Source organism: Asticcacaulis sp. AC466 (assembly GCF_000495815.1).
In the GTDB taxonomy this organism is placed as follows: Bacteria; Pseudomonadota; Alphaproteobacteria; order Caulobacterales; family Caulobacteraceae; genus Asticcacaulis.
Genome location: NZ_AWGE01000022.1, coordinates 32,027 through 53,665, shown reverse-complemented (window position 1 = coordinate 53,665; position 21,639 = coordinate 32,027). Strand labels below are relative to the sequence as shown.

The following is a 21,639-nucleotide window of genomic DNA, read 5'->3' as shown; positions in this document are numbered from 1 at the left end:
TGGGGTATCTGACTTAAGGTCGGCGCAACTATTGCGATGGGTAATGGAGTTGAGCGATACTGATCCGTTTATGTCAAAGCAAAGCCGCATGACCTCTGCATTCGTCAAGGCGTTTCCGGCGGCGTTGGGAAGCGTTGCCGAAGAGGTGATCCGGGCACTGCGTCTGCCCACGGATCATGTGCCGGGATATTTTCACGTACAGGTTTGCGGCGAGCCGGTGACGATACCGTATCGCGTATATCCGCCTGTGTTGAATCCGACGCTGGGCGGGCAAACGCCGGTGCACCGCCAACTGGCCCGTTGCATACTGACGCGCAGCGCGAACGGGTTCGAGCGCCAGGCCGCATTGCAAGACGTGCTGACGATACATACCCCGTGGGCTATTCCGTTCGTCATCGCGCTGATAGGCGACTATGTCGTCCAGATCATCGACGATATCAACACTGCTATGCCGCACATCGATCCGGTGCTCATTGCGCGCCTCATTGCCGAGAACCCCGATTTTTACGAAGTCACGCGCGCACGGGTGATGAGTTACTGGGACTGTTATTACCGGGACGCGTTTGATAAGGCGGATTACCCCGGCTTTCAGGTTTTGGCGAAATTGGACGCGATCGTTAAGGCGCGTAAACATCAGATCGGAACCCGCTCTAATGGGGAAGATCGTCCGGCCATTGCTGCGCCTGATGGAGCACCCGAATAATGCGGATTGTGTCCTCGACAATACGATACACCACGGTGAAGGGATAACCCGTCACGATCAGTTCGCGCGTACCCGGAAAGCGACCGGGTCTGCCGCTTTCTGGAAAATCCACTAACCGTTCGGTTTGCGCGTCAATGGCATCGTCGATTTTGACGGCGATCTGCACGCTCTCTTCAGCGATGTGATTAAAGGTATTTATCCGGTCTTCGAGGGCGAGCGGCGTCCAGTCAAGTTTCACGCATCCCCCGCCGCCGCACGCAAAGCTTTGGCCTTGATTTCCGCCATACGCGCTTTCACGTCTGCGTGCGGGATAGGCGGGCGCGGATCATCCAATGCGTCCTGCACCTTTGCGCGAAACCAGGCATCGTAAGCGTCCTGATCGACCGTCAGGCCAGCGGGTAAGGCCCCTTCGTTCGCAATGCGGGTCAGAAGAATGCGCACCGCATCCGAAACGGTCAGCCCCATTTTGCCGAGGACCAGACCGGCGCGCTCTTTGATATCACCATCGATGCGTGCCTGAACCATCTCACTTGAAGCCATGACGGACCTCTCTTTCGGCGATGAGTGTATTTCATCTGTAATACAGGCGCCAGCCCTATTTCAGCAATGGGGTAGGCCCCAGCGACGGCCGCGGGGCCAACCTAAAGGTCAATCTTGTAGGGGGACCGCGCCCGCAGGGCGGGGTGGTGGGGTATCTGGCTTAAGGTGCGACGCACATTGGACGCCATCGTTAAGGCGCACAGCGCCGCCTGAACCCCGACCCTGTCTCACCCTTACGGCGCGTTGATGGGCGCGTTTCGGCTAAGTCGCGCTGCACTGTTTCAGAAAATCGCGGACAAGGGCGCGGTCGTCGCTGGACAACTCGACCGCCATGGTCGTGCCCGTTGTGAACAGCGACAGCATCTTGCTTTTCTCGATCTGGCGCAACTGCTTGTCATCTTTGGCGAGGGTTATGGTCAGGTTCCAGCCTTTCGTGGCGTTCGCTACGGCCTCGGCCGCCATAAAGTCAGGCGAGCCCTTTCCGGTGTAAAGCGCCATGACCGACGCGCCCGGTGTGATGGTGGCACCCGGAGCGTCGTCGATCTTTTGACCGGTCTGTATGTCGAGTAATTCCGTCGCGCCGAAATAGGTGATGCGGACGTTCGAAGGGGTGCAACTGAACAGATAGGTGGGGGCCTCAGGCGCCCCAAGGGACAGTTGAACCAGATGGCCGTCATGGGGTGGGCTGAGTGTCCAGCCGGCCGCGAAGGCGTGCGGCGCTGTAAACAGCAGAACCGCAAAACTACAGGCAAAACTACAAATCGTCGCTGCGCGTATGTTCATTTCATCTCCTTGCCGTTTGTCGATACCGAAACAGGTTTACGCCAAATTAGGAGGCGAGCGCGTTTTCGGCCGTCTATTTATGTTGGGCCAGCCAGGCCTGCGCGGCGGCCTTGCCCTTGCTGAGGTCGGCGGCGGGGATCACCTCTTCCAAGGTTTTCAGCGTCTTGCCATCGCCCCCGCGCGCGGCGGAAATGGCGGCCCACTTCACGGCTTCGACATAGTTTTTCGGCGCGCCATGGGCGGTGAAAAAGTCGCTGGCCACGGCGTCGGCGGCGGTGGCGTCTCCGGCCTCAGCGGCCTTCAGCCACCAGGCGTGCGCCTTGCCGTTGTTCGGATCGGGGCGGAAGCCGTTGTCGTACATGGAGGCGGCATTTTTCATGGCCGAAACGTCGCCGTGCGCGGCCTTGAACTCAATCAGGCCGAAATAGGATTGGGGCTGGCCGGATTTGGCATAGGCGGGCGCGGTGATCAGCGAGGCAAATTCGGGGCTGGCGGCGTAGCGGCTGCATATGGGCGACCAATAGCCGAACAGCTTTTCGATGCCTTCGTATTGCGGTTTGGCGTCCAGTTGGCGCAGCGCGCCGAGTGTGCCGGCCGCTTCGGCCTTATCGGTCGCGGTTTGCATGGTCGCGCGGAAATGCGGGAGGATGGCGGATTGGTCGACGCCGCCGGCGGCCACAGCCTGGGCGCGGCGCATGACTTCGGCGGTGGTGGCGTCGAGATCGACGGCGTAATCAAAGTCTTCGCAATGGTTGGTGGCGGCCATGAAGGGGGCCATGGCGTCCAGCGCGGCATACGGATCAGCGGCGTGCGCAGCGGTGACAGATAAGGCCGCAACGGCGGCGGTGATCAGCAGCGTTTTCATAAGTCCCCCCTAAGGAATCGTGGTGTCATTTGCTTGAACCAGATGCACGCAGCGGTGGCAAGGCGAAAGTGGGGCGGTAGTTGCGTATGTCGTTCACAATTATTGCTTGCGTATTGCGTCAACCTTCGCAAGCGGGGTGAGGGGAAAAGCCAGAACCCCCACCACCACATCTCAACGCTTCGCGTTTCGTGCGGTCCCCCTCCCCACCGTAGGTGGGGAGGTACTATAAGTTGGGGAAGTACGATATCTTGTACCTCCCCACCTACGGTGGGGAGGGGGACCGCGCCCGAAGGGCGGGGTGGTGGGGCATCTGGCTTAAGGTTGGCGCAGCGATTGCCTCATTTGGCGATATGGGTTTTGGCCGTCGGAAACATGTCCATCAGGCGCATGACCAGGTCGTCATGACGGGCCTTGTTCGGGCTCCACGGGAATTCTACCGTTCCGGCCTTGGACAGTTCTAATCGGATGCGGAAATAGTCCGGGAAGCCGCTACGGCGCACCTGGGTTTTGATGGCGATCACCTCTGTGCCGTCGAAGGTTTTCTCAACCGGCCGCCAGCTATAGCCGCCGCTGTAGTCGATCCGGTCGTGGCTGAACCGCCAGACAACGGGCTTGTAGCCCAAGGTGTTTCTAATACTGAAGGGCGCCAGGATAAGGGAAACGAGAAAGAGTAGCGCCATAAAGGCATCACCGAGCCCGTCCGGATCAACCGACGGATGACGCCACTGTCCCCTGTGCCAGATATCCATCAACAGGCCGCAGCACAGCGCGGCGAACACCAGTTGAGACAGGACGCCCCAAACCTTGCTGCCTGCCTCCAGGCGCTCGGCAATGGTGATGGTGTCGTCGTCGTATGTGACCTCTATCGTCATGGCTGTCCCCCCCCTGTGCAGACGAACCTGTGCAGACTAAAGCGCAAAGCCGCTGGGCATCATGCAGTCCCGCGCCAGCCACTTCCCACCGTTGCCGTGCCGTTGGCACTCTTGGGTGGTGAATCCACGTAATTTGTAACGAAGCATCACGCTGAGGACTATCTGTAATTGCATCATCACGATATAACGTTCTGAGAATCAACATGGAGCGGAGAAAATCCAGTGGCTGACGCGGGCAACAATTTAAGGATCAAGTTCGGGCTAGCGGCCAATCCCTCTCTTGCACTTCAAAGACGTTGGGCAGATCGCGTCGAGGAACTGGTTCGCCTAGGATTCCGTATAGACCAAGCTGGCGAAGGTGCCGCCAAGGAGTTGTTTTCGGACTATCGCACGCGCGCTTACGCGTCAGCAGGCGACACGATTGAGTTTCTACTAAGGCAGGTCAAGGACAAATGACGGATGTGCCGGTCTGGGTGCCCGTCGTGGCTGCACTTTCGAGTGGCATAGGGGGAATTTTCCTCGGAAGATTTTCCATGTCAAAAAAGGAGCGTGCCGATGTATCTCAAAAAAACTATGAGAATGCGGTAGCCGCGACCGCTCCAGTTGATGATGCCTATAAATCTTATGTCGCTGCCCTCAGCACATATTCAAAATCGCAGGACCCGAGCTTTGACGAGTTTCTGGCTCTCGCTTCTTCTGGCGATAGCTACTTTACTCAAGTTGGAAAAATGTGTGACGCGATTATTGCAGATAAGGTCGATCCCAATATCCGCGATGCAACCTGGTTGCCCAAGATTAAAGTCACATTCGAAAGAGTGTTACCTGCACATTATGATGCTCTGGTAACCCAAGCTAAGAAGAAAGGGTACCGCTACACTGGTAAGCTACGTCGGTCAGATCACGAGAGTGTCTATACTGTGGCAGAGAAATACTCCACAACGAGTGCTTGGTTACGCCCACACGAAGACGATTAGACGCGATTTGCCGCCGCATGGACCGCAGGGATTTGACTGATATTGGCGCTGCTTTCCGACCGGTCAACAGAGAGCGGAAGGATGACCTCCGTGCCCAATGACCTGTCGTTGCCCAGGGGGGCGCAGGCTTCGGCGGCGGTGACGTCGTGGTGGGCATCTGGCTTAAGCCCGCCCCCTACATCCGGCGGTTAAACCACACGACGCGGCCGATGATGTTGATTTCGTCGAGGAAGACCTCATACGGCGGATAGGTCGGGTTTTCGGAGATCAGCATCGCCTTTTCCGGGTCGGAACGGTGGATGCGCTGGACCTTTTTGACCACCAGGCCGTAGCCGTCCCACAGGGCGAAGACGCCCGGCGGCGACGGATTGATGTCGGCGTGGTTGATCAGGATGCGGTCGCGGTGCCACAGCAACGGATACATGCTGTCGCCGGTGACTTCGGCCATGGACAGGGTGCTGGGCGACAGGCCCAGTTCGTCGGTGATGAACCGCAGGGGCACGGCCCAATGTTCCTTCACCTCTTCGCGGTCGATCACCGTGCCGCCGCCCGCCGCCAGCCGGATATCGTAGGCGGGAATGCGCACCAGCCCGTCCGAGGTCGTAACCTTTGGCGCGTCGGATTGGGCCGTCATAGAAGACGTCAGGGGCGTCAGCGGCGTGTCGCGGATCAGGCGCGGTTCGACGAAGATATCGTCCGCCGATATGCGATAGGCCAGGGTCAGCTTTTCGATATTGCGATCGATCATCCCTTGCCCCGGCTTGGTGGTAAAGGATTTGAGCGTCGAATAGGGCACGCCTGAGGCATCGGCGATCTGAACGAAGGTCAGGCCGTTCATCTGGCGCCATTTTTCGAAATTGAGCTGGCGCTGGGTAAATGCGGAGTCGGTCATGGGCCTATTTATCGCATCGATTACGAAATTTCGTATTGCTAAGTATCGTAATATTCCTTGCAAATCGTTACGATCTTACGTAACTTCGGAATCGGACACTTTCCCGGAGCCGAACATGACCTACCGTCCCGCCTTACCCACACCTAACCGCACATACGGCGAGCCCTATGCCAATACCAGAGGGTACAATGACCCCTATGGCCGCGATCTGGGGCCCTATCCCCGGGCCGAGGTCCAGGGCGGCGTCGATCCCGATTTCGACGATGCCGCCTTGCCCATCATTGTGCGCGGTTTGCGCGGCCGCCGTCCGATGCGGGGGGCGTTATGACCCCGCGCGAACGCGATTGCCTAAGCGCCATCCGCCAATTGAGCCGCGATGGCCTGTCGCCGTCCTATGCCGCCATCGGCGCGGCCATCGGCATTGTGTCGCGGTCCGGGGTGGCGCGGTTGGTCGAAGGGTTGGAACGGCAGGGGCGGGTGGTGCGCGATCCGCGCCGCGCCCACGGGATTACCGTCATCGATCCGGTCCGCGTCGAGATCGGTCGGCTGGTCGCGGCCTATGGACCCCACGCCGTGCGCGAGGCCGTGCGTGAGGCCGCAGGAGAGGTGGCATGAAGATCCACGCCTATCCGTTGCATATCGGCGACTGGCGCTCCGGCACGGTGCGCATGAGCCTGGCCGAGGAGGGGGCTTACCTGCGGCTATGCAACCAATACTACCTGGATGGCGGCATCGGCTGGACCGAAGCGGAGTGCCTGCGCATCTGCGGCGCCGTAACGCGCACCGAAAAGGCCACGGTAAGGGCCGTTTTGGCGGCCAAGTTCGGTGTCACGGAAACGGGCTATATCCACGGCGGAATCAATGGCCGGGTGGCGCGCATCGAAATGGCGTCAAACCGTAACCAGGCAAAGGCCCGCCGCGCCGCCGGCCTGCGTTGGAATACCGCATCGGACACGTCTGAAAGCGATGCTCCAAGCATAGCCGAACCCATGCCAGAGCCTATGCCAGCGCCTATGCCCCAGCCATGCCATCCAGAATCCATAATCCAGAATCCAGTAGATGGTGATGATAGCGCGCCCGATTTGCGAGATGATTTGCGGGATAGCCTGGGCTGGCCTGCCGACCGGCGGCGGTGGATCGGCGATCTGATTGCGCTGACGCACTGCGCCGACCTCAGCCGCCACGCCTGGCCCATGCTGGGGGCGGGGATTTTGACCGGATGGCATGAAACCGACCGCTTCGAATGGCGCGATGTCGTGGCCGGCATTACCGCCACCGTGCACCGTATGCGCGATCCGCCGCAAAGCTGGCGCTATTTCGCGCCCGCCATCGCCCGCGCCCGCGCCGACCGCACGCAACCCAGCCCGCCTCATGAGACCCGACATGGCAGCCGTACCCGAAAAACCGCATCAGACCGCCATCAGGACAGCACAGTCGCGGCTTTCCGCCACGTCTTTGCCCCGCCTGGCCCTGGCGCGGCTGAGCCTGACTGAGATGCTGGCCGACGCTGACGCCAATGCCGAGTCGCGGGCAGGCCTGACCGCCGATGCGCAGGCGCTGATCCTGGCCGAAACGGCGGCGACGGAAGCGGAAATCGGGCGGATCATCTTCGGGCTTCTGGTCATGTACGAAGGGTTCGAACGGCGTGGCGAGCAGGTGAAGACCATGGTGGTGGCGCAATGGCGGCACAGCCTGGGCGGATGGCCGGCCGATGTGTTGCACGCCGCCGCGCAACGCTGGCTCAATGGGCCCAAGGCGGCCTTTGTGCCTCAGCCGGGCGACGTGCTGGGGCTGTGCGAAGAAATCGGCGGTTATCGCCGCGCCCTGGCCCGCAAGGCCGCGCGGTTTTTGGCCGCCACGGAAAATCAACGGAGTTCGCGATGAAGAAACGAAACAAGAAGGCGCGTATCACCCTGTTGTCGCCGGAAGAGATGCGCGCCCGCCGCGCCACCATCGACGCCGCTCAGCAGGCGCGCGCCGCCGACCGGGCCTTGGCGCAGGCAGCGGAAGGGCGAAAGGTCGAAAACTGGGGCCTCAATGGCGACGGCGGGCTCTACGATTACAAACGCCATGTCGGCACGCGGATGACGCGCGACGCGGCGGGCAAACCGCGCGGGGTGTGGCGGGCCAATCCCTTCACCGTGTTGGTGACGCGCGGCACGATCGGCCGTGACGAAGGTCATGCGGGCATGGATTGGCTCGGCATCTACGCCGCGGCGCACCGGCTCGACGGGCCACCGGAAGAAGGCCGCATCGCACCTGCCGATCCGGACGCGGGCTGGAGCCACGAAGACCGCCACCGCTTTTATGTGCGCCTGCTGGCGGCGGTGGCGGAGCGGCTGACGGCCAAGTCGCGGCAATTGGCCGAGGCCTTTGCGCAGGCTCTGGTCGAAGACGACCGCCCGCCCGATTGGCGCACCCTGGTCGAACGCGAACTGGCGGTGGCCGACCCGGCCAAACAGACCGTGCGCTTTCAGGTGATGTGCGAAGAGCTTATCGACGCCATCCCCCGCGCCCGCAAGGCCGTGCGGGAGGTGTATGAGGCGGCGTGAGGGGGGCAAAGCTACAGAAGATCGCAACGCCAAAGCCGGTGCTTGATTTGCCGCCGGAGGAAGAGTCGGCTACTTAATGCTCAGGGATTCATTCAAACGAATAGGGGGATAGAAATGGGTTTGGTGCGGCCTATTTTGGGTGGGACGGTTGTTTTTGTGATGTCCGCGATGTTATTCGGCGGCGTCGTTTTATATCCGGACGCCCCAATACAAAAATGCGATAGCGACAACGATTATTTTTACAAAAATCACCCCGATGGATACTGCGGGAAGCAGGGCCAGAATCACACAGAAGCGGAGTTCCGCCAATTCAAGGTATGGGAAACCAGTATGATGGTGATTTGGCCATTGGGAATATTGCTAGGTGCACTCCTTCAACGGAAGCGCTCCTAGGGGGCCTCAACAGTCCGTTTCCGGCGTAGCCCAGGGGCGATAGAATTTTCCGCGGGTTTGCGCAGTATATAATCGCTTTTCTGGCGGAGGGAGCGCAAGCCGTGCGGGAGGTGTACAAGGCGGCGTAAGGGGCGCACTTGCTCTACTTCGGCCGTGACCTCATAATTGCGGTCTTGTCTCGACGCTGTTATCGTAAAGATGCCTTAGCCGAGCCGGGAGGTATGACTTGGCGAGGCGAAAAGCTGGGGCTCTCGCGAGCAAAAGGGTTTCTCCCGTCCCCCCAGCACCATTCATGTTAGACTCGGTACAGGTTCATCATTTATTCGTGAGCCGATATGACCTTGTTGTTTTTGAACTGCAAGGCGAGATCCGCCGACGTCAGTCTGACCACGATGGCGTCGATATCCCAGCAGTGATAGTTTTGCTTTCGGTTGCAGGCAAAGGCATTTGGTCGAACACTTCGTCAGCAAGCACAAACCGCTTTGCGGGAGTCGCCGCGCGAAACAATAACAATCCTTTGATATCCTAAGATATGAATCGGGGTGTTACGAGTTACGCCTATTCGGAGTCGGCTATTTCAGGTGCAGGTACGCCTGCCTGCTTTAAGGCACGGGCCAGTTTCCCGTAAAGATTGGGATGCCCTCTTTTACTTTTCTCGTCTTCCTTGACGGTTGTGTGGAACCAACCCGAGTGAGGTAGGGTCATGTGGATTTGGCCGGTTTCTTTGTTGTACCAGACGCCGACATTGAGATAGGCGGTGTTACCGCCTTTTTCGCTTTTACGGATGTCGCTAATCATGTGTTGTTCCTGGGGGGGCTGCTAATTAAAGACCTCTTTTGGTTGCCGAATGTCGAACTGCACGCAATATCTAGGAACAGCTGACTAAAAGAGGATAAGCCTTAAACTATAAATGCTAGAGTTGTACGACTTCGCCAAATCCCAGCGGCATCGTTACGAAGTCGGATTTAGGGCATGTTGGAAGCGCTGGTGGGGTGATTAAACCAGCCTTTACTCGGAGAAACCCAACAGGAATAGGATTCTTTGGGTGGCTTGGCTCTTGTCGTATTTTCGCAATGTCAATTGGTTGTTGGCATCATACGCCAAAGCCGTTGCGGCTTTGATGATCGGTTCATGATCTGGAATTTCACGCGGGTGCTTTCCAGCGTTGAACATCTCAAATCCGATGACAATCTTACCTTGTTTTTCCATCAGCGCTGGTGTGTCTGGATGATCTTCGTTGAGATCATTGGTGATTGCGCCTCGGTAGGTAGCGTTCACAAGGATGGTTGTCAGGTCTTCAGTCAGCACCGCGCGCTGTTCAGCTTGCTGGCGTTCATAACTTTCCTTCACCTTACGCATGAAGCTGAACATGTAGCCCTCCAATCAATTTCGGGCAGTATGCGATGAAAGCGTGTGGTAACAGCTAATGGTTGTGGTTAAGCGTCATTCACCGTTACATTACACGACAATGATATAGCGCTTAAACGATTGTTCGGATCAGTTCGGTTCAATTCTCAGGCGCCTCCGTGTTCCATATGTCGAGGCTGACGGGCTGTTTACAATATACGGCCACGCCGGCGCCATAGCCTTCGATACGCTGCCATAATATTCGCATTAATTGATACGCGGCGGCGCTTTCTGTCGTCTCAAGGACTTCCGGCGAACGGCTGTATGTCTTTTTGCCGAAATGGATGCTGGTTACCTGAAGGCGCACAAGGCGGCCGGCACCCCGCCGTCGTCGCACCAATGAGTCCCAGTCCGCTCGGCCTTGCCGCCACCAGTAGAATTATAAATAGCCTGAATATCTGCTATTTGCGAAGCTGTGATAGTCGTCATTTCACGAACTTATAGAAAAAATCGTATTCTAATTTGAGTGAATTATCAGGGCGCTCTAAATCTAGGCCGTCAAGAAATCTTTTAGTCACGGCCCATTCGAGATTACTCTTAATCATCTTGCCACATTGGGGAGGGAAAACAGAAATATGGCCACCATCCAACTCATAGGACGCGCTTGTAAATGAGATGTGCCACACCTCATCTTCTGTCAAATATTCACGAGTTCCAAAGAAAAATTGAGTGTTCTCATCAATATAAAAGTATGTCTTGTAGTCAGTGCTTCCATGAGATTTGATAAACGCTATACCAAACTCACCGTTTGGACCAACGGCCGTCTTTAGTTTATCCTTCAAGACACCCTTTACCTTAATCTCAAAATTCATATTTTTCTTCTCTGAGAACAAACAACCCTAAAAGCCTCTTGCCATAATTCACGGTCCAATCCGAGTAACGAACAATCTAAGTCAGTTTATCCAGATAACCGCCGAAAGATACCGCACCGCCGCTCAACCGAAGGCGATGGCCGGGCTTTGCCCCTTGGTCAGTCCTCGGCTATCGAGCGGATGCGCTGAGCCGGATTGCCGCCGACCAATGTGTCCGGCGCTACGTCTTTGGTGACGACGGAACCGGCGGCGACCACGGCGTTCTCGCCAATCGTCACGCCGCCTATGATCGTCACATTGGCGGCGATCCATACATTGCGCTAAACACAGACGCGGCCAAGTCGCTCAATGACTCCCCCCATCGCAATCATAATCGCAAAGAACATAAACCCCAAAATTTGGCCCAAATACTACTGGTAATGTCAACGTAATGCCAGTATTTGTGGTAGATGAACCGCCTGATGATGGCCTGGGATGATAATGATGCGCTTGATCATTAAATGTTCGATAATTTTGTCTTACGTAGCAATTGTTGGATTTCCATTCATTTTTTTCATATCGTATGTCCAGAATATGCCTAAGCTGCCGGAGATTTATATATTATTAGGTGCGTGTCTAGGTATTCCTGCATTGTTGGCGAAATGTAAGAATTGTGGTGAGCGATTACTTCAACCCAAAAACATGGTGCCTGTTATATTTGATATTCCTGTAATACCTCTTTCCGTTGTTGACTGTTGTCCAGCATGTGAGAAAGATCCTATGGTTTCTTCATGAGATTGTGTTCGGCCGAAACTTCATAAATTGCGGCCCTGTCTCGACGCTGTTATCATAAAGCTGTCTTAGCCGAGCCGGGAGGTATGACTTGGCAAGGCGAAAAGCTGGGGCTCTCGCGAGCAAAAGGGTTTTTCCCGTCCCCCCAGCACCATTCATCTGAGACTCGGTACAGGTTCATCGTTTATTCGTGAGCCGATATAATATTGTTGTTTTTGAATTACAGGCGAGATGCCCGCCGCCGTATAGTTTTGTGAACGGCCGTATGTATTTTTGCCGAAATGGATGCTTGTTACCTGAAGGCGCATAAGGCGGCCGCCACCCCGCCGCCGTCGCACCAATGAGTCCCAGTCCGCTCGGACTTGCCGCCACCAGTAGAGTTATAACTAGCCTGAATATCTGCTATTTGTGAGGCTGCGATAGTTGTCATTTCACGAACTTATAGAAAAAATCGTATTCGACTTCTTGGGTGTTGTCAGGCCGTTCTACATCTACAGCCTCAAGAAACCTCTTGTCGGCGGCCCACTCTAAATTGCTTTGAACTATTTTGCCGTATTTAGGAGGGAATGCTGAGATATAGACCCCATCAAGCTCATAGGAAGCACTAGTAAACGAAATGTGCCACCTCCCGTCTTCCGCCAGAAATTCATGAGTTCCAAAGAAAAATTGAATATTATTATCAATATAGAAGTATATTCTATTGTCGGTACGTACCTGTGACCTGATAAGCCCTATGGTAAACTCACCGTTTGGACCAAAGGCCGTTTTTAGGTTATCCTTCAAGACACCCTTTACCTTAATCTCAAAATTCATATTTTTCTTCTTTGAGAACAAACAACCCTAAAGCCTCTTGCCATAATTCACGGTCCAATCCGAGTAACGAACAATCTGAGTCAGTTTATCCAGATAACCGCCGAAAGATACCGCACCGCCGCGCAACCGAGGCTGATCGGCGCTTTGCCCCTTGGTCAGTCCTCGGCGATCGAGCGGATGAGCTGAGCCGGGTTGCCACCGACCAATGTGTCTGGCGCTACGTCTTTGGTGACGACGGAACCGGCGGCGACTACGGCGTTCTCGCCAATTGTCGCGCCGCCTATGATCGTCACGTTGACGACACACGCTTCGCACGGCAGGGTGGACCCATGATCTTTTTTCTCATCGTCCCCGTTTGGTTTGTGATCGTCTGCGCGAGCGGTGTCTTATTATTTTTCAAACGCACTCGCTGGCTGAGTGCCTATCTTATTGTTTCATCTGGGAAAGACCTTATCAACGACCTTTTGGGTGTTGCAAATGACAATGCCCTAGACGCAATGTACGATGGAGCGTTTGGCAAATCGAAAATAAATATAGCGCGTTCTGAGGTACGATGATCATAAAAGAGCACAATAGGTATTCGATTTCATTAGCCTTTCTGTCTTGTATAATTGCTTTATTGGGTATCGTGGCATCTATATTTGGGGTGTCTGGGATAATATTTGGGCCGATTGTTACTGCGGTTGGCATCATTTTCATGGCTGCTGCGATAAAGCTTAGTAAAGATATCAATTATAATGTCGATAATGCAGGGCCTGAATTTTACAAGCGGATGGAAAATAATAGGTTGCAGAATATGGTGGGGGTAGGGGGTTTCCTTTTATCTGGAGCTTTTTTAGTCCTGATCAGAAATCTATCTTTAACCGCTGATTCTCGTCTTTATTTAATTATAGGGACTTCAGCTATATGCTTATCTTCGTTGTTAAGATGCTGGTTTGTTGGGCGTGAAAGGGCGAGGCTCATAAAAAAATTTGGCGTTAGGGAGTAGGTCAAAACCGTTGCGTCAAACGCGGCATATTTGAGGACATAACCCAGTGCGGATGACTTGCACTACGATGCCGCCCGAAAATGACTTTCGGCAGAATTTAGTCGTCGTCTTCCTCGCGGTTTGGAGAAAACATCTGGTCGTCAATGATAAATGGCTGACCACCTTTGGGCTTTCTATAGTGTGCTATTTGATCGGTATGGGTCTCTAAAATGTTAGACAGCCCTTTGCCATCCAGACCGCTAATTTCCGCCAACTCTTCATCCGTCAGTGGATCGGTTGACTTTGCGGAAATTGTTATGACTTTCATCAAAGTCGCGTCGGAAATTCTCATCATTGACACTCTCGTATAAATTGAATTTGATGGAATTATCGGCATACCGTTTAAATCAGCCTAATAAGGCTTCAGCCAGTCTGTCTTTGGTAGCCCGGGCGGTGACTATAACCGCCGTCAGGTGCTGCACCGCCACGCCACCGACGGTGGTGGGGCGGTTTCTGTCGTCTCAAGAACTTCCGGCGAACAGTCTTGGTTTTTTGGATTTGAGGAACCGCTAGTGAAACACGACGGTCGAGAATACGCTTATGTCGTCGGTAGCGATGTCATCCGCGATGGGATGTATGTTGAGGTTAGCGACGAACCGGATGGCGCTAACGCAATTCTTGAAATCTTTTATTCGGATGCCAGTCACAAAATGACTGTCACGCTTTACGGGCCGGATGTGCCGCTCGAAGTCGTGGAGTGGGCAATATCTATTGCCCGAGAACGCCTGCCGGTAAAAACGGATGCAGATGATTGAGTCTCGCCCCCTTGGTCAATCTTCGGCGATCGAGCGGATGCGCTGAGCCGGATTGCCGCCGACCAATGTGTCTGGCGCTACGTCTTTGGTGACGACGGAACCGGCGGCGACCATGGCATTCTCGCCGATTGTCACGCCGCCTATGATCGTCACGTTGGCGGCGATCCATACATTGCGCTGAATGACGATGGGGCTGGCCGTCACGCCCGCTCGGCGCTGTGACGGCGCGACGGGATGGCCTGAGGTTATGAGGCTGACATTCGGGCCGATCATCACGTCATCCGCAATCTCGATGCCGCCCAGGTCGTACATCGTGCAGTTCTGATTGATAAAGACATTGCGACCGATGCGGGTGTTGCCTCCGCCGGTCGCGTACAGGGGCGGGACGAGGGTTACGGTCTTATCCAGCTCCGTGCCTATCAGTTCGCCAAACAGGGCGCGAACCTGGTCCGTATCGTCATAAGGCAGCCGATTGATGGCTGCCGTCAATTGCCAGGCCCGGCTTACGGCCGCCACCATGGCCGCCGATTCAGGCGTCCCACGGGGGATGAATCTGGAGCGGTCATTCGTCATTGGGTGTCCGTTTTGTCGGGTCTGGGTTCGTCGGCTGAGAATGCCGCAATGAAACGGAGGTCGCAATGCTGTGCGGGGAAGCGATGTGCGAAGAGCTTACGGCGGAATCTTTTCTTTGGGTGAAATCCGAATATAATGAACCGGCCAGCGTGATGGAATTGGTAGACAGATCGCTACAGCGATCTCAAGCAAGCGCTTGGGTGCAGGTTCGATCCCTGCCGTTGGCCCTTTATGAGTTTACAGCCTAAAATTACCGTGTTTCTTGCGAAAGCCGATTTTTGGGCTGGGAGCGTTAGCATGAAAAGAGAGGCCGCTTGCCGCCAGATAGTTGGTCGATGGTGCTCAGGTGTTGGACTGGCTTGGATGCTGGTAATCGCCGGAAGCGCTCAGGCTGGCGGTAGGGCGAGCGTCTCTGCGGTCCACGGCAATATTGTTTGCGCGAACGGAGCGAAATCGTCCACCTTGTCCCGTGAGGGAAAAGACGAAGAGCCGGTATTGTCTCCGGATGGGCATACAGTGGTCTTCGTTCGTGTCCTTGTTCAACAAGTGCCCTATGAAATGTTCACCAAGCGGTCTGCCCTATGGTTGGGCGATTGTCGCGATCTTAAGACGCGCGTATTGGTGCCTTCGGTATTTTCTTTAGAGCCTGCCAGCGGAAACCTTGGTGATCCGGGCGCTCCGCATTTTTCACGTGATGGCCGGTTCGTCTACTTTTCTACGTCAGCGACGCCTACAGATGGCGCGGTCCATAGAGTGAATGTGCGAACCGGCAAGGAGCGCTTTATCGCGTACGGCGGCGGAGATCTCCGCGTGTTCATCAGCGGTCCTTATCGCGACAATATCTTGACGCGACAGCATGCGTGTCACGAGACGTCAGGGTGCGGCTACCCTTTTTACATCTTCAGTCCTAAGGGCCGAGAGATTGCGCAGATTCCGCAGAGTGAAGGGTGGGACGAGCAGGCGCTTAGGCGATGGTTGATGTCAACAAACAGCGAGGTTCAGTAGTCTAATGCGTTTGAACAGGGCAAATTGTCGTGGCGAAGTCAGGCAACAGGCCCGTGACTTTCAATGCCTTGAGGTACGCGCCGTTCTCGCACGACGCCCGGCTGGTATCTGTCGCGGAACAGCGCGCAATCCCGCCATCGGCGGCGCGGGGCAGGGCCTGGTCCAGCTTGGCCCGCTTATCACCGGATAAGCTGTCGCGAAAATCGTCCAGTCGTTGGAGCAGATCGGCGGGAGCGAGACGGCTCTCCGCCGTCTTCAGGCATTGTTCGGCGACGCCCGCATCTGAACCGGGAATGGCAGGGGTTGCCTGGGCGGCGCCGAAGGCCAGGGGCAGGGCGACGAGTGCCGCGCATGTCTTAAAGAGATTTGCCATCTGGCTCATCCGACCCTTCACATGATGCGCATAGACGCACGCAATTCTGTCCTTTTTTTAGCGAGAGTGTATCGCCCCAGACGCATCGCCCCAGACGCATCGCTGCCGCGCAACCGAGGGTGACGGAAGGCGTAAGCCGGCTTGCGTTGATCGCGCCAGTGTATAAGGTCGGGCGTGAAAGCGAGGCGCGATGGCAAAGCCTGGATGTGTGATGTCACTGGTTGTGAGCGCCTGTCTGGCGATGTGCGCCCCGATGGCGTTCGCTGCGCCGGCCGAGGTGGAAGTGCATGCCTTGGCGACGCCGCAGGCCGTTACCGGCAGCGATGGGGCCCAGCACCTGGCCTACGAACTCGACATCACCAATGTCTACACGTCGACGGGTGTGCTGAAGCTCGCCGCCGTGGACGTGATGGATGCGGACGGGCGGCGGACCCTGGCGCGCTTCGCCGGAGATGAGCTGGCCTCCCTTCTGCCGCCGGGGACAGCTTTGGCCGACGACAAGACGCTTGCGATTAATGGCGGCGGCCACGCCTTTGTTCTTGTCTGGCTGACCCTTCCCAAAGGGACGCCCGTCCCGGCCAGGCTTTATCATCACCTCGAATTCAGGACCGCGACGGGTGCCGTGGACACGGTCGATGGTGTGCCCGTGGCCGTCGAAACGCGACCGCCGGTGAGGCTTGGGGCGCCTCTGCGCGGCGGCCTCTGGCTGGCGGACGAAGGCCCGGGCAATGCCCAGTCGCATCACTGGGGCAGTCTGGTCGCTGAAAATGGCGTGCTGACCATTCCCCAACGCTACGCTATCGACTTTTTCGGCCTGGATTCACGCGGCCACGCCGTGTCCGTGCCCATCGACAAACTCGGGGATAGCCAGCCGGCGGATTGGGCGGGCTACGATGCCGAAATTCTTGCCGTGGCCGATGGCGTGGTACGTGGCGCCCAGGACGGGGTGCCCGAACACAAGATGCTGGCGCCACAGGTGGCCAGCGAGATGACGCCGAAGGCCCTTTACGGCAATTTCGTTATCCTGGAGATCGCGCCGCATGTCTTTGTGCATTACGCCCATATGCGGCCGGGCAGCGTCACCGTCAAAATCGGCGCCACAGTCCACCGGGGCGACGTGCTCGGCCACCTCAGCTTTACCGGCGGGGCTGGCGCGCCACACCTTCATATGCATGTCTCGGACACAGCGGGCTTTGGCCAATCTCAGGGGCTGCCGTTCGTATTCGACGGGTTCACGCTCAAAGGCCGCAGCACGGAAAGCGATGTCCTCAACCGCGATACCGACCTCCATCTGACGCCGACAGCGGCGCGGCCGGTACGTGATGCCTTGCCGCTGAATGGAGACCTGGTGACATTCTGACGTGCGTCCCCGAGGCCAGGGGCGGGCGGCTTTATCCGTTCGCCGCTATCTCCTTCTGTCGCATCCGGGCGGTGACGATAACCGCCGTCACGTACAGCACCGCCGCGCAACCGAGGCTGATGGCCGTGTCTTGGGCCGGGCCGAACGGCATCAAGGCCACGCCCGCCGCCGCCGCACCGATCAGGCCCAGGCCGGTCAGCCAATAGAGCGGCGCGCGCAGGCCGATGGCCAGCGGGAAGAAGTGCAGGCCGACGATGAGGGCGATGAAGGCGACCTCCCATTCGGCGTGGCCCATATTGACCAGCACATTGATGCCGCCGAAGATGGCCACGCCTTCGATGGCGCTCCAGATCATGACCGTGCGGCCGACGCGCTTGCGCTCTTCCGGCGACGGGGCCGGGACATTGCGGCCCGCCGTCACGGCCAGAAGGATCAGCATGAACGACGCGACAAGCGGTGCGAACTGCGCCCACAGCGGCTGACCCGCTATATGCAGCCCCATGAACGCCCATATGGCGGCGAACACACTCAGGACAATGACTCCGTTACGCATGACGATCTCTCCCTTGGTCCAATGCAATGGCTGGGTTCTACATAAAGAGCTTTATTTTGTAAAGTTCTTTCTTATGGCAAGGAGATGCGTGTCATGACCGCTCGGGAGGTTTAGTCTTCTGGCGGTTGCCAAAGCTCGATGGCGTTGCCTTCGGGGTCATAGAGGCGGGCGAAGCGGCCGGTTTCCGGCGTATCCCATTCGGGATTGGTGGTGACCGCGATGCCCGCCGCCGTAAGCGAGGTGATCAGGGCATCGATGTCATCGACCCGCAGATTGAGCATGAAGCTCTTGTCCGCCGGGAAATAGTCCGTGGCCTTGGGGAAGGGGGCGAAGATGGTCGTCCCCGCCGATTGTTGCCAGCCTTCATACCCGGCCGTGATGCCCAGGTGGGTTTGATACCAGGCCGAAAGCGGGGCCGGGTCGTCTGAGCGAAAGAAGAAGCCGCCTATACCGGTTACGGGCATGATCGTGGTCCTGCGTGGGTCTGTCCTAAGGGAAGCTTATGCGGCCAAACTTATGTGGACTTGTGGCGGCTGTCTACCGAAAGGTTTCAGGCTGCTGATTCAGGCTCTTGGGGGAGGCGCGGGCGGCGCAGGCAGCTCAGCAGCACGCCATTGGCCGCTACGAAACCGAGCATCATGTAGGTCACGACCGGCTGAGCCCATACACCGGCAGCCAGGAACATGGCGAAGGCCCAGAAGACGGCGTGCAGCATGACGAACATGCTGCGGCGGGCGGCATAGGCGCGGGGATTTCCCGAGGAGGGGCGGTGACGCGGCAGGCCCGCCAGGGTGAGCCACACCGCCGAAGCCGCCGCGAAAACCCCCAGGCCGACAACGGACGACGCCATAAGGTTCAGCCCGGGGGGCACGAAAACCCAGGCGGCGATATAGGCCAGCCCGCCCAGGACGAACAACCATCCGGCCATCCGTTCGGCGGTGCGGATCGGGCGCGGATCGGCATCGGCGCCGATGGGGCGGGCGACCTTGGGCAGGAAGTTGCCGAGCACCACGAGCAGGACGCCAAAGGCGATGCCGCAGATGCGTTTGGCCATGTCGGCCTCGATGACACCGAGCTTGCTGGCGATCCCGACGCCCAGGACGGTCAGGCCGACGAGGGCGGAGGCAAGGGTGAGGGGCTTTACGAGAGGGTGGCACACGGCGGTGTCGGCAGGACGGTTCGGGCTCATGGGCGGGGCGCCTTTATGGGTGTTTCGGGGGTAGGCGTTTCAGGTGTGTTCAGTTGCCAGCCGAAGGCCTGGGCGAAGCCGAGCAGGGCTTCTTCCAGCACCGACATCTGGATCTGGTAGATGACGGAATTGCCGCTCTTTTCGGAGGTGATCAGGCGGGCTTCGCGCAGGACGGCGAAATGGGCGGACAGGGTCGGCTTGGCCACGGTGAAGTGACCGGCCAACTCACCGGCGCTCATCGGGCCGGACTTGAGCAGCTCCAGCACACGGCGGCGGGTCGGATCGGACAGGGCTTTGAAAACGAGGCTCATGATTTGTATTTAGCTAAACATCGAAATAGAGTCAAGCGGTGTTGTGGGGGGGCGCTGGCTGGCAGTAGTAGTATCAAACTACGAAGAAGGTCATGCGGCCGATGAGGTGATGCTTCATCATATTCATCCTTGGATGCCATTCGAGCAAGAATATGTCTCTGACTTTTCTTACGGCTAGGTTGAGGTGCGGTGCGCCTGAATGCAGGAAGTGGAGCCATCCACGTCATCACCGAAACGCTCTGTGTGAAGTTGTCTGTCGGAATGTAGAATGAGGTGAAGGCTAGTGATGTTTGCGGCTATTGGAAAATTTGCTTCGGGTTAGCATTTAGGAACAAGAGAATTTTAGCCCGTTGAAACCACACTACAGCAGCGATCCAACTCAATAGCGTCGCCAAAACTCCCCCTATGGCCAACTGCCACTCCGTGGGTAATTTCTCCCATTTAGTTTTGTTTAGGCGCGAGTTGTTTTTCCAGGCCGCCTTTGCTTTGCCCGCGACATGTAATTCTCCCGTTTTCAATAGTTGTGCGTTCGAGTCGCCAATAAAAAACAATGTGTCCGCAGGTGTCACTTGGAGTTGGATGTCATCTAAATAGAGATTATTGATGTTTCCAGTTGCCGAGACAGTTCCGATCGGTTTTTCCCCATCATTCTGCAAATTTTGAGGCTTTTTGATGTAAACCTCCGTCCAGCCATCGAAGCCGCTATATTTTAGATTATATTCTGGTTCCGAATACATAACGGGGATTGTATTGTCTGGTATTAGATTAAACATTATTGTCACCAGAATTGCGTCCGGCACATATATGTTAACGTACTCATTTTTGTTTGAGGCATTAAACAAATCCTCGTCGTCCCCCCTCCGGCACCTTAACGGAGCACTTCCGTTCCACTTGCCCGTTCTATGGAATCGAAATTTGGTGGTCCTGCTGTTGCTCGTAAATGAGATATCCCTGGGAACCACTGTAAAGCTCTTATTTTTAGGACCGAACAGGGAGACCTGAGCCCAGAGCTGAAGTTTATCATTTCCCGCTACTACGTATTCACTGCTGTCACCGGAGAAGTGGATAATACCAAGACTCCCGCCTTCCTCCTGATTAAGCGTATATGAAGCCGCTTTTTCGGCTTTTAAATTGAATTTGGACAGACCTTCGGGCTTGGCGACAATTTCAGTTGTCCCGCTATCAATGTCGAAGCGAAACGATTTAACATTGTCCGTCACAAAGCCAGGACGGCCAGCCGGTAGTTTTAAAAGTTCGTCTTGAGCACAATCTAAGAATAGCGTGGCCTCCAGTCGATAGTCTCGCGAAGCGGCTGCTCTAGTCCAACTACCAGCTATACCTCCTTTGGTACTTGATGTGCGAGAGTATCCATCGAATTTGACGCCTGGGATGAGGCTATTAAATGGTTTACCGTTTGTTGGTTCGACGATCCACCCGCTCACCGGCGCCTTAGCCAAAAACTCGAATTGAATGGGTAAATTGGCAAAAAACTGTTCGTAGCCAAGATAGCAACCGGCAGATATGAGTACGCCAAAAGCTATGAGCGAGGCAGCTCCGGCGAACTGAGAAATAATTTTGACGCTGGAGGAATGAAGCCTGACGAGGCGGTAGAGCCAGAAATTCGCTCCCGCCAAAAACGAAATAAGTATGCTGCCGACGAGATTACATATTACATTCATCGAAAATTCGACGTCGGGAGGATTGGGCAATAGGGACGACAGTGCGTCCATAATGTTTAATGACACAAATGCAGAAATGAATATTAGAAAAAGCCAACGTTTTACAATTCCGGCGTAAATTGAAATAAACGATACTGCTCCGGCGCAAATTAGATAAGGCCAGTAAAAACCTCCTTGAAGCCAATCTGACAGCGATGCGGAAAGCGCGATAGCATTTCCATTTACGGCCGCGTAAATATTTGCCGACTTGTTGCTAACGGAAGACAGGATCGCTTGTTGGAAGTACGGGCCCGTGGAAATGATAAAACTGGTCGCTAAGGCGAATGGCACAACAAATGTCAGCCACGCAGAAACACTCAATTTTGGCAGCTTGGCTAAAACCGCCGCACCAAAGTTAATCAGTGCCCGACGAATGCGCAGTCTTATCATTTATCCAT

Annotated in this window: 29 protein-coding genes and 2 pseudogenes; 11 read left to right on the top strand and 20 right to left on the bottom strand. The window is 56.3% G+C overall.

The genetic code is table 11. The features are described from left to right. The first annotated feature begins 49 nt into the window (after positions 1 to 49). Positions 50 to 703, top strand: a complete 654-nt coding sequence (locus AEAC466_RS41195) for a hypothetical protein (RefSeq protein ID WP_155913837.1) — start codon at positions 50 to 52, stop codon at positions 701 to 703. Here AEAC466_RS41195 and AEAC466_RS44260 read toward each other — a convergent pair. The 5 genes from AEAC466_RS44260 to AEAC466_RS41175 form a co-directional block, all read right to left on the bottom strand. Further along, positions 651 to 941 (bottom strand): type II toxin-antitoxin system RelE/ParE family toxin, encoded by a 291-nt coding sequence (locus AEAC466_RS44260; RefSeq protein ID WP_081714730.1) that lies wholly within the window; start codon positions 939 to 941, stop codon positions 651 to 653. The genes AEAC466_RS41195 and AEAC466_RS44260 overlap by 53 nt on opposite strands. Further along, on the bottom strand, positions 938 to 1,243 hold the full coding sequence (gene relB / locus AEAC466_RS41190; protein ID WP_031239465.1) for a type II toxin-antitoxin system RelB family antitoxin: 306 nt from the start codon (positions 1,241 to 1,243) through the stop codon (positions 938 to 940). Before relB ends, AEAC466_RS44260 begins: the two co-directional genes overlap by 4 nt. Before the next feature lie 261 nt (positions 1,244 to 1,504). After that, entirely contained in the window at positions 1,505 to 2,026 is a 522-nt protein-coding gene (locus AEAC466_RS41185) for a hypothetical protein (protein WP_023459832.1), read from the bottom strand. Between the two features lie 73 nt (positions 2,027 to 2,099). Beyond that, positions 2,100 to 2,891 (bottom strand): hypothetical protein, encoded by a 792-nt coding sequence (locus AEAC466_RS41180; RefSeq protein ID WP_023459831.1) that lies wholly within the window; start codon positions 2,889 to 2,891, stop codon positions 2,100 to 2,102. A gap of 338 nt (positions 2,892 to 3,229) precedes the next feature. Next, positions 3,230 to 3,763: a hypothetical protein gene (locus AEAC466_RS41175; protein ID WP_023459830.1), complete on the bottom strand. Its 534-nt coding sequence runs from the start codon at positions 3,761 to 3,763 to the stop codon at positions 3,230 to 3,232. A gap of 452 nt (positions 3,764 to 4,215) precedes the next feature. Between AEAC466_RS41175 and AEAC466_RS41165 the strand changes: the two genes are divergently transcribed. Further along, positions 4,216 to 4,737, top strand: a complete 522-nt coding sequence (locus AEAC466_RS41165; protein WP_023459827.1) for a hypothetical protein — start codon at positions 4,216 to 4,218, stop codon at positions 4,735 to 4,737. A gap of 175 nt (positions 4,738 to 4,912) precedes the next feature. On the opposite strand, the gene AEAC466_RS43985 is transcribed toward AEAC466_RS41165, so the two are convergent. After that, positions 4,913 to 5,629 carry a S24 family peptidase gene (locus AEAC466_RS43985; protein WP_023459826.1) on the bottom strand — a complete coding sequence of 239 codons (717 nt, stop codon included), beginning with the start codon at positions 5,627 to 5,629 and terminating at the stop codon, positions 4,913 to 4,915. 115 nt (positions 5,630 to 5,744) lie between these two features. On the opposite strand from AEAC466_RS43985, the gene AEAC466_RS41160 reads away from it, so the two are divergent. The 5 genes from AEAC466_RS41160 to AEAC466_RS41140 are packed head-to-tail and all read left to right on the top strand — an operon-like array spanning position 5,745 to position 8,181. Next, complete coding sequence (locus AEAC466_RS41160; RefSeq protein ID WP_023459825.1) at positions 5,745 to 5,957, top strand: hypothetical protein; 213 nt, start codon at positions 5,745 to 5,747, stop codon at positions 5,955 to 5,957. Further along, on the top strand, positions 5,954 to 6,244 hold the full coding sequence (locus tag AEAC466_RS41155; RefSeq protein ID WP_023459824.1) for a LexA family protein: 291 nt from the start codon (positions 5,954 to 5,956) through the stop codon (positions 6,242 to 6,244). The genes AEAC466_RS41160 and AEAC466_RS41155 overlap by 4 nt, the downstream gene beginning before the upstream one ends. Beyond that, complete coding sequence (locus AEAC466_RS41150; RefSeq protein ID WP_023459823.1) at positions 6,241 to 7,122, top strand: DUF1376 domain-containing protein; 882 nt, start codon at positions 6,241 to 6,243, stop codon at positions 7,120 to 7,122. The genes AEAC466_RS41155 and AEAC466_RS41150 overlap by 4 nt, the downstream gene beginning before the upstream one ends. Next, positions 7,085 to 7,513 (top strand): hypothetical protein, encoded by a 429-nt coding sequence (locus tag AEAC466_RS41145; RefSeq protein WP_023459822.1) that lies wholly within the window; start codon positions 7,085 to 7,087, stop codon positions 7,511 to 7,513. Before AEAC466_RS41150 ends, AEAC466_RS41145 begins: the two co-directional genes overlap by 38 nt. Then, positions 7,510 to 8,181: a hypothetical protein gene (locus AEAC466_RS41140; RefSeq protein ID WP_023459821.1), complete on the top strand. Its 672-nt coding sequence runs from the start codon at positions 7,510 to 7,512 to the stop codon at positions 8,179 to 8,181. Before AEAC466_RS41145 ends, AEAC466_RS41140 begins: the two co-directional genes overlap by 4 nt. Before the next feature lie 951 nt (positions 8,182 to 9,132). On the opposite strand, the gene AEAC466_RS41130 is transcribed toward AEAC466_RS41140, so the two are convergent. The 6 genes and pseudogenes from AEAC466_RS41130 to AEAC466_RS44250 form a co-directional block, all read right to left on the bottom strand. After that, positions 9,133 to 9,372, bottom strand: a complete 240-nt coding sequence (locus tag AEAC466_RS41130) for a hypothetical protein (protein WP_023459819.1) — start codon at positions 9,370 to 9,372, stop codon at positions 9,133 to 9,135. A 210-nt stretch (positions 9,373 to 9,582) separates the two neighbouring features. Beyond that, positions 9,583 to 9,945 carry a hypothetical protein gene (locus AEAC466_RS41125; protein WP_023459818.1) on the bottom strand — a complete coding sequence of 121 codons (363 nt, stop codon included), beginning with the start codon at positions 9,943 to 9,945 and terminating at the stop codon, positions 9,583 to 9,585. 461 nt (positions 9,946 to 10,406) lie between these two features. Further along, entirely contained in the window at positions 10,407 to 10,793 is a 387-nt protein-coding gene (locus AEAC466_RS41115) for a hypothetical protein (protein ID WP_023459816.1), read from the bottom strand. A gap of 158 nt (positions 10,794 to 10,951) precedes the next feature. Then, a pseudogene (locus AEAC466_RS44255) lies at positions 10,952 to 11,110 on the bottom strand (DapH/DapD/GlmU-related protein); the annotation flags it as partial. Between the two features lie 880 nt (positions 11,111 to 11,990). Beyond that, positions 11,991 to 12,377 (bottom strand): hypothetical protein, encoded by a 387-nt coding sequence (locus AEAC466_RS41110; RefSeq protein WP_023459814.1) that lies wholly within the window; start codon positions 12,375 to 12,377, stop codon positions 11,991 to 11,993. A gap of 155 nt (positions 12,378 to 12,532) precedes the next feature. Continuing rightward, positions 12,533 to 12,673: pseudogene (locus AEAC466_RS44250) on the bottom strand (sugar O-acetyltransferase); the annotation flags it as partial. Positions 12,674 to 12,706: 33 nt separating this feature from the next. Between AEAC466_RS44250 and AEAC466_RS41105 the strand changes: the two are divergent. After that, complete coding sequence (locus AEAC466_RS41105; RefSeq protein WP_023459812.1) at positions 12,707 to 12,934, top strand: hypothetical protein; 228 nt, start codon at positions 12,707 to 12,709, stop codon at positions 12,932 to 12,934. A gap of 528 nt (positions 12,935 to 13,462) precedes the next feature. Here the strand turns inward: AEAC466_RS41105 and AEAC466_RS41095 are convergent. Further along, entirely contained in the window at positions 13,463 to 13,699 is a 237-nt protein-coding gene (locus tag AEAC466_RS41095) for a hypothetical protein (RefSeq protein WP_023459810.1), read from the bottom strand. A gap of 217 nt (positions 13,700 to 13,916) precedes the next feature. Here AEAC466_RS41095 and AEAC466_RS41090 point away from each other — a divergent pair, with 217 nt between their 5' ends. Beyond that, positions 13,917 to 14,159: a hypothetical protein gene (locus AEAC466_RS41090; protein WP_023459809.1), complete on the top strand. Its 243-nt coding sequence runs from the start codon at positions 13,917 to 13,919 to the stop codon at positions 14,157 to 14,159. A 15-nt stretch (positions 14,160 to 14,174) separates the two neighbouring features. On the opposite strand, the gene AEAC466_RS41085 is transcribed toward AEAC466_RS41090, so the two are convergent. Continuing rightward, positions 14,175 to 14,732: a sugar O-acetyltransferase gene (locus AEAC466_RS41085; protein ID WP_023459808.1), complete on the bottom strand. Its 558-nt coding sequence runs from the start codon at positions 14,730 to 14,732 to the stop codon at positions 14,175 to 14,177. A 297-nt stretch (positions 14,733 to 15,029) separates the two neighbouring features. On the opposite strand from AEAC466_RS41085, the gene AEAC466_RS41080 reads away from it, so the two are divergent. After that, positions 15,030 to 15,737: a PD40 domain-containing protein gene (locus AEAC466_RS41080; protein WP_162148977.1), complete on the top strand. Its 708-nt coding sequence runs from the start codon at positions 15,030 to 15,032 to the stop codon at positions 15,735 to 15,737. A 1-nt stretch (position 15,738) separates the two neighbouring features. Here AEAC466_RS41080 and AEAC466_RS43980 read toward each other — a convergent pair whose 3' ends face one another. Beyond that, positions 15,739 to 16,110 carry a hypothetical protein gene (locus AEAC466_RS43980; protein WP_155913831.1) on the bottom strand — a complete coding sequence of 124 codons (372 nt, stop codon included), beginning with the start codon at positions 16,108 to 16,110 and terminating at the stop codon, positions 15,739 to 15,741. Positions 16,111 to 16,321: 211 nt separating this feature from the next. On the opposite strand from AEAC466_RS43980, the gene AEAC466_RS41075 reads away from it, so the two are divergent. Next, positions 16,322 to 17,470 (top strand): M23 family metallopeptidase, encoded by a 1,149-nt coding sequence (locus tag AEAC466_RS41075; protein ID WP_023459805.1) that lies wholly within the window; start codon positions 16,322 to 16,324, stop codon positions 17,468 to 17,470. 31 nt (positions 17,471 to 17,501) lie between these two features. Here the strand turns inward: AEAC466_RS41075 and AEAC466_RS43975 are convergent, their stop codons facing one another. From AEAC466_RS43975 to AEAC466_RS41055, 5 genes are all read right to left on the bottom strand, one after another. Then, positions 17,502 to 18,023 (bottom strand): hypothetical protein, encoded by a 522-nt coding sequence (locus AEAC466_RS43975; RefSeq protein ID WP_052025191.1) that lies wholly within the window; start codon positions 18,021 to 18,023, stop codon positions 17,502 to 17,504. A 110-nt stretch (positions 18,024 to 18,133) separates the two neighbouring features. After that, positions 18,134 to 18,487 (bottom strand): VOC family protein, encoded by a 354-nt coding sequence (locus AEAC466_RS41070; RefSeq protein ID WP_023459803.1) that lies wholly within the window; start codon positions 18,485 to 18,487, stop codon positions 18,134 to 18,136. An 86-nt stretch (positions 18,488 to 18,573) separates the two neighbouring features. Then, on the bottom strand, positions 18,574 to 19,212 hold the full coding sequence (locus tag AEAC466_RS41065) for a hypothetical protein (protein ID WP_023459802.1): 639 nt from the start codon (positions 19,210 to 19,212) through the stop codon (positions 18,574 to 18,576). After that, the gene (locus AEAC466_RS41060) at positions 19,209 to 19,523 is read right to left on the bottom strand and encodes an autorepressor SdpR family transcription factor (protein ID WP_023459801.1); all 315 of its coding nucleotides are present in this window, start codon (positions 19,521 to 19,523) and stop codon (positions 19,209 to 19,211) included. Before AEAC466_RS41060 ends, AEAC466_RS41065 begins: the two co-directional genes overlap by 4 nt. A gap of 296 nt (positions 19,524 to 19,819) precedes the next feature. Further along, a complete protein-coding gene (locus tag AEAC466_RS41055; protein ID WP_023459800.1) occupies positions 19,820 to 21,631 on the bottom strand; it encodes a hypothetical protein in 1,812 nt (603 codons plus the stop codon). Positions 21,632 to 21,639: the final 8 nt, after the last annotated feature.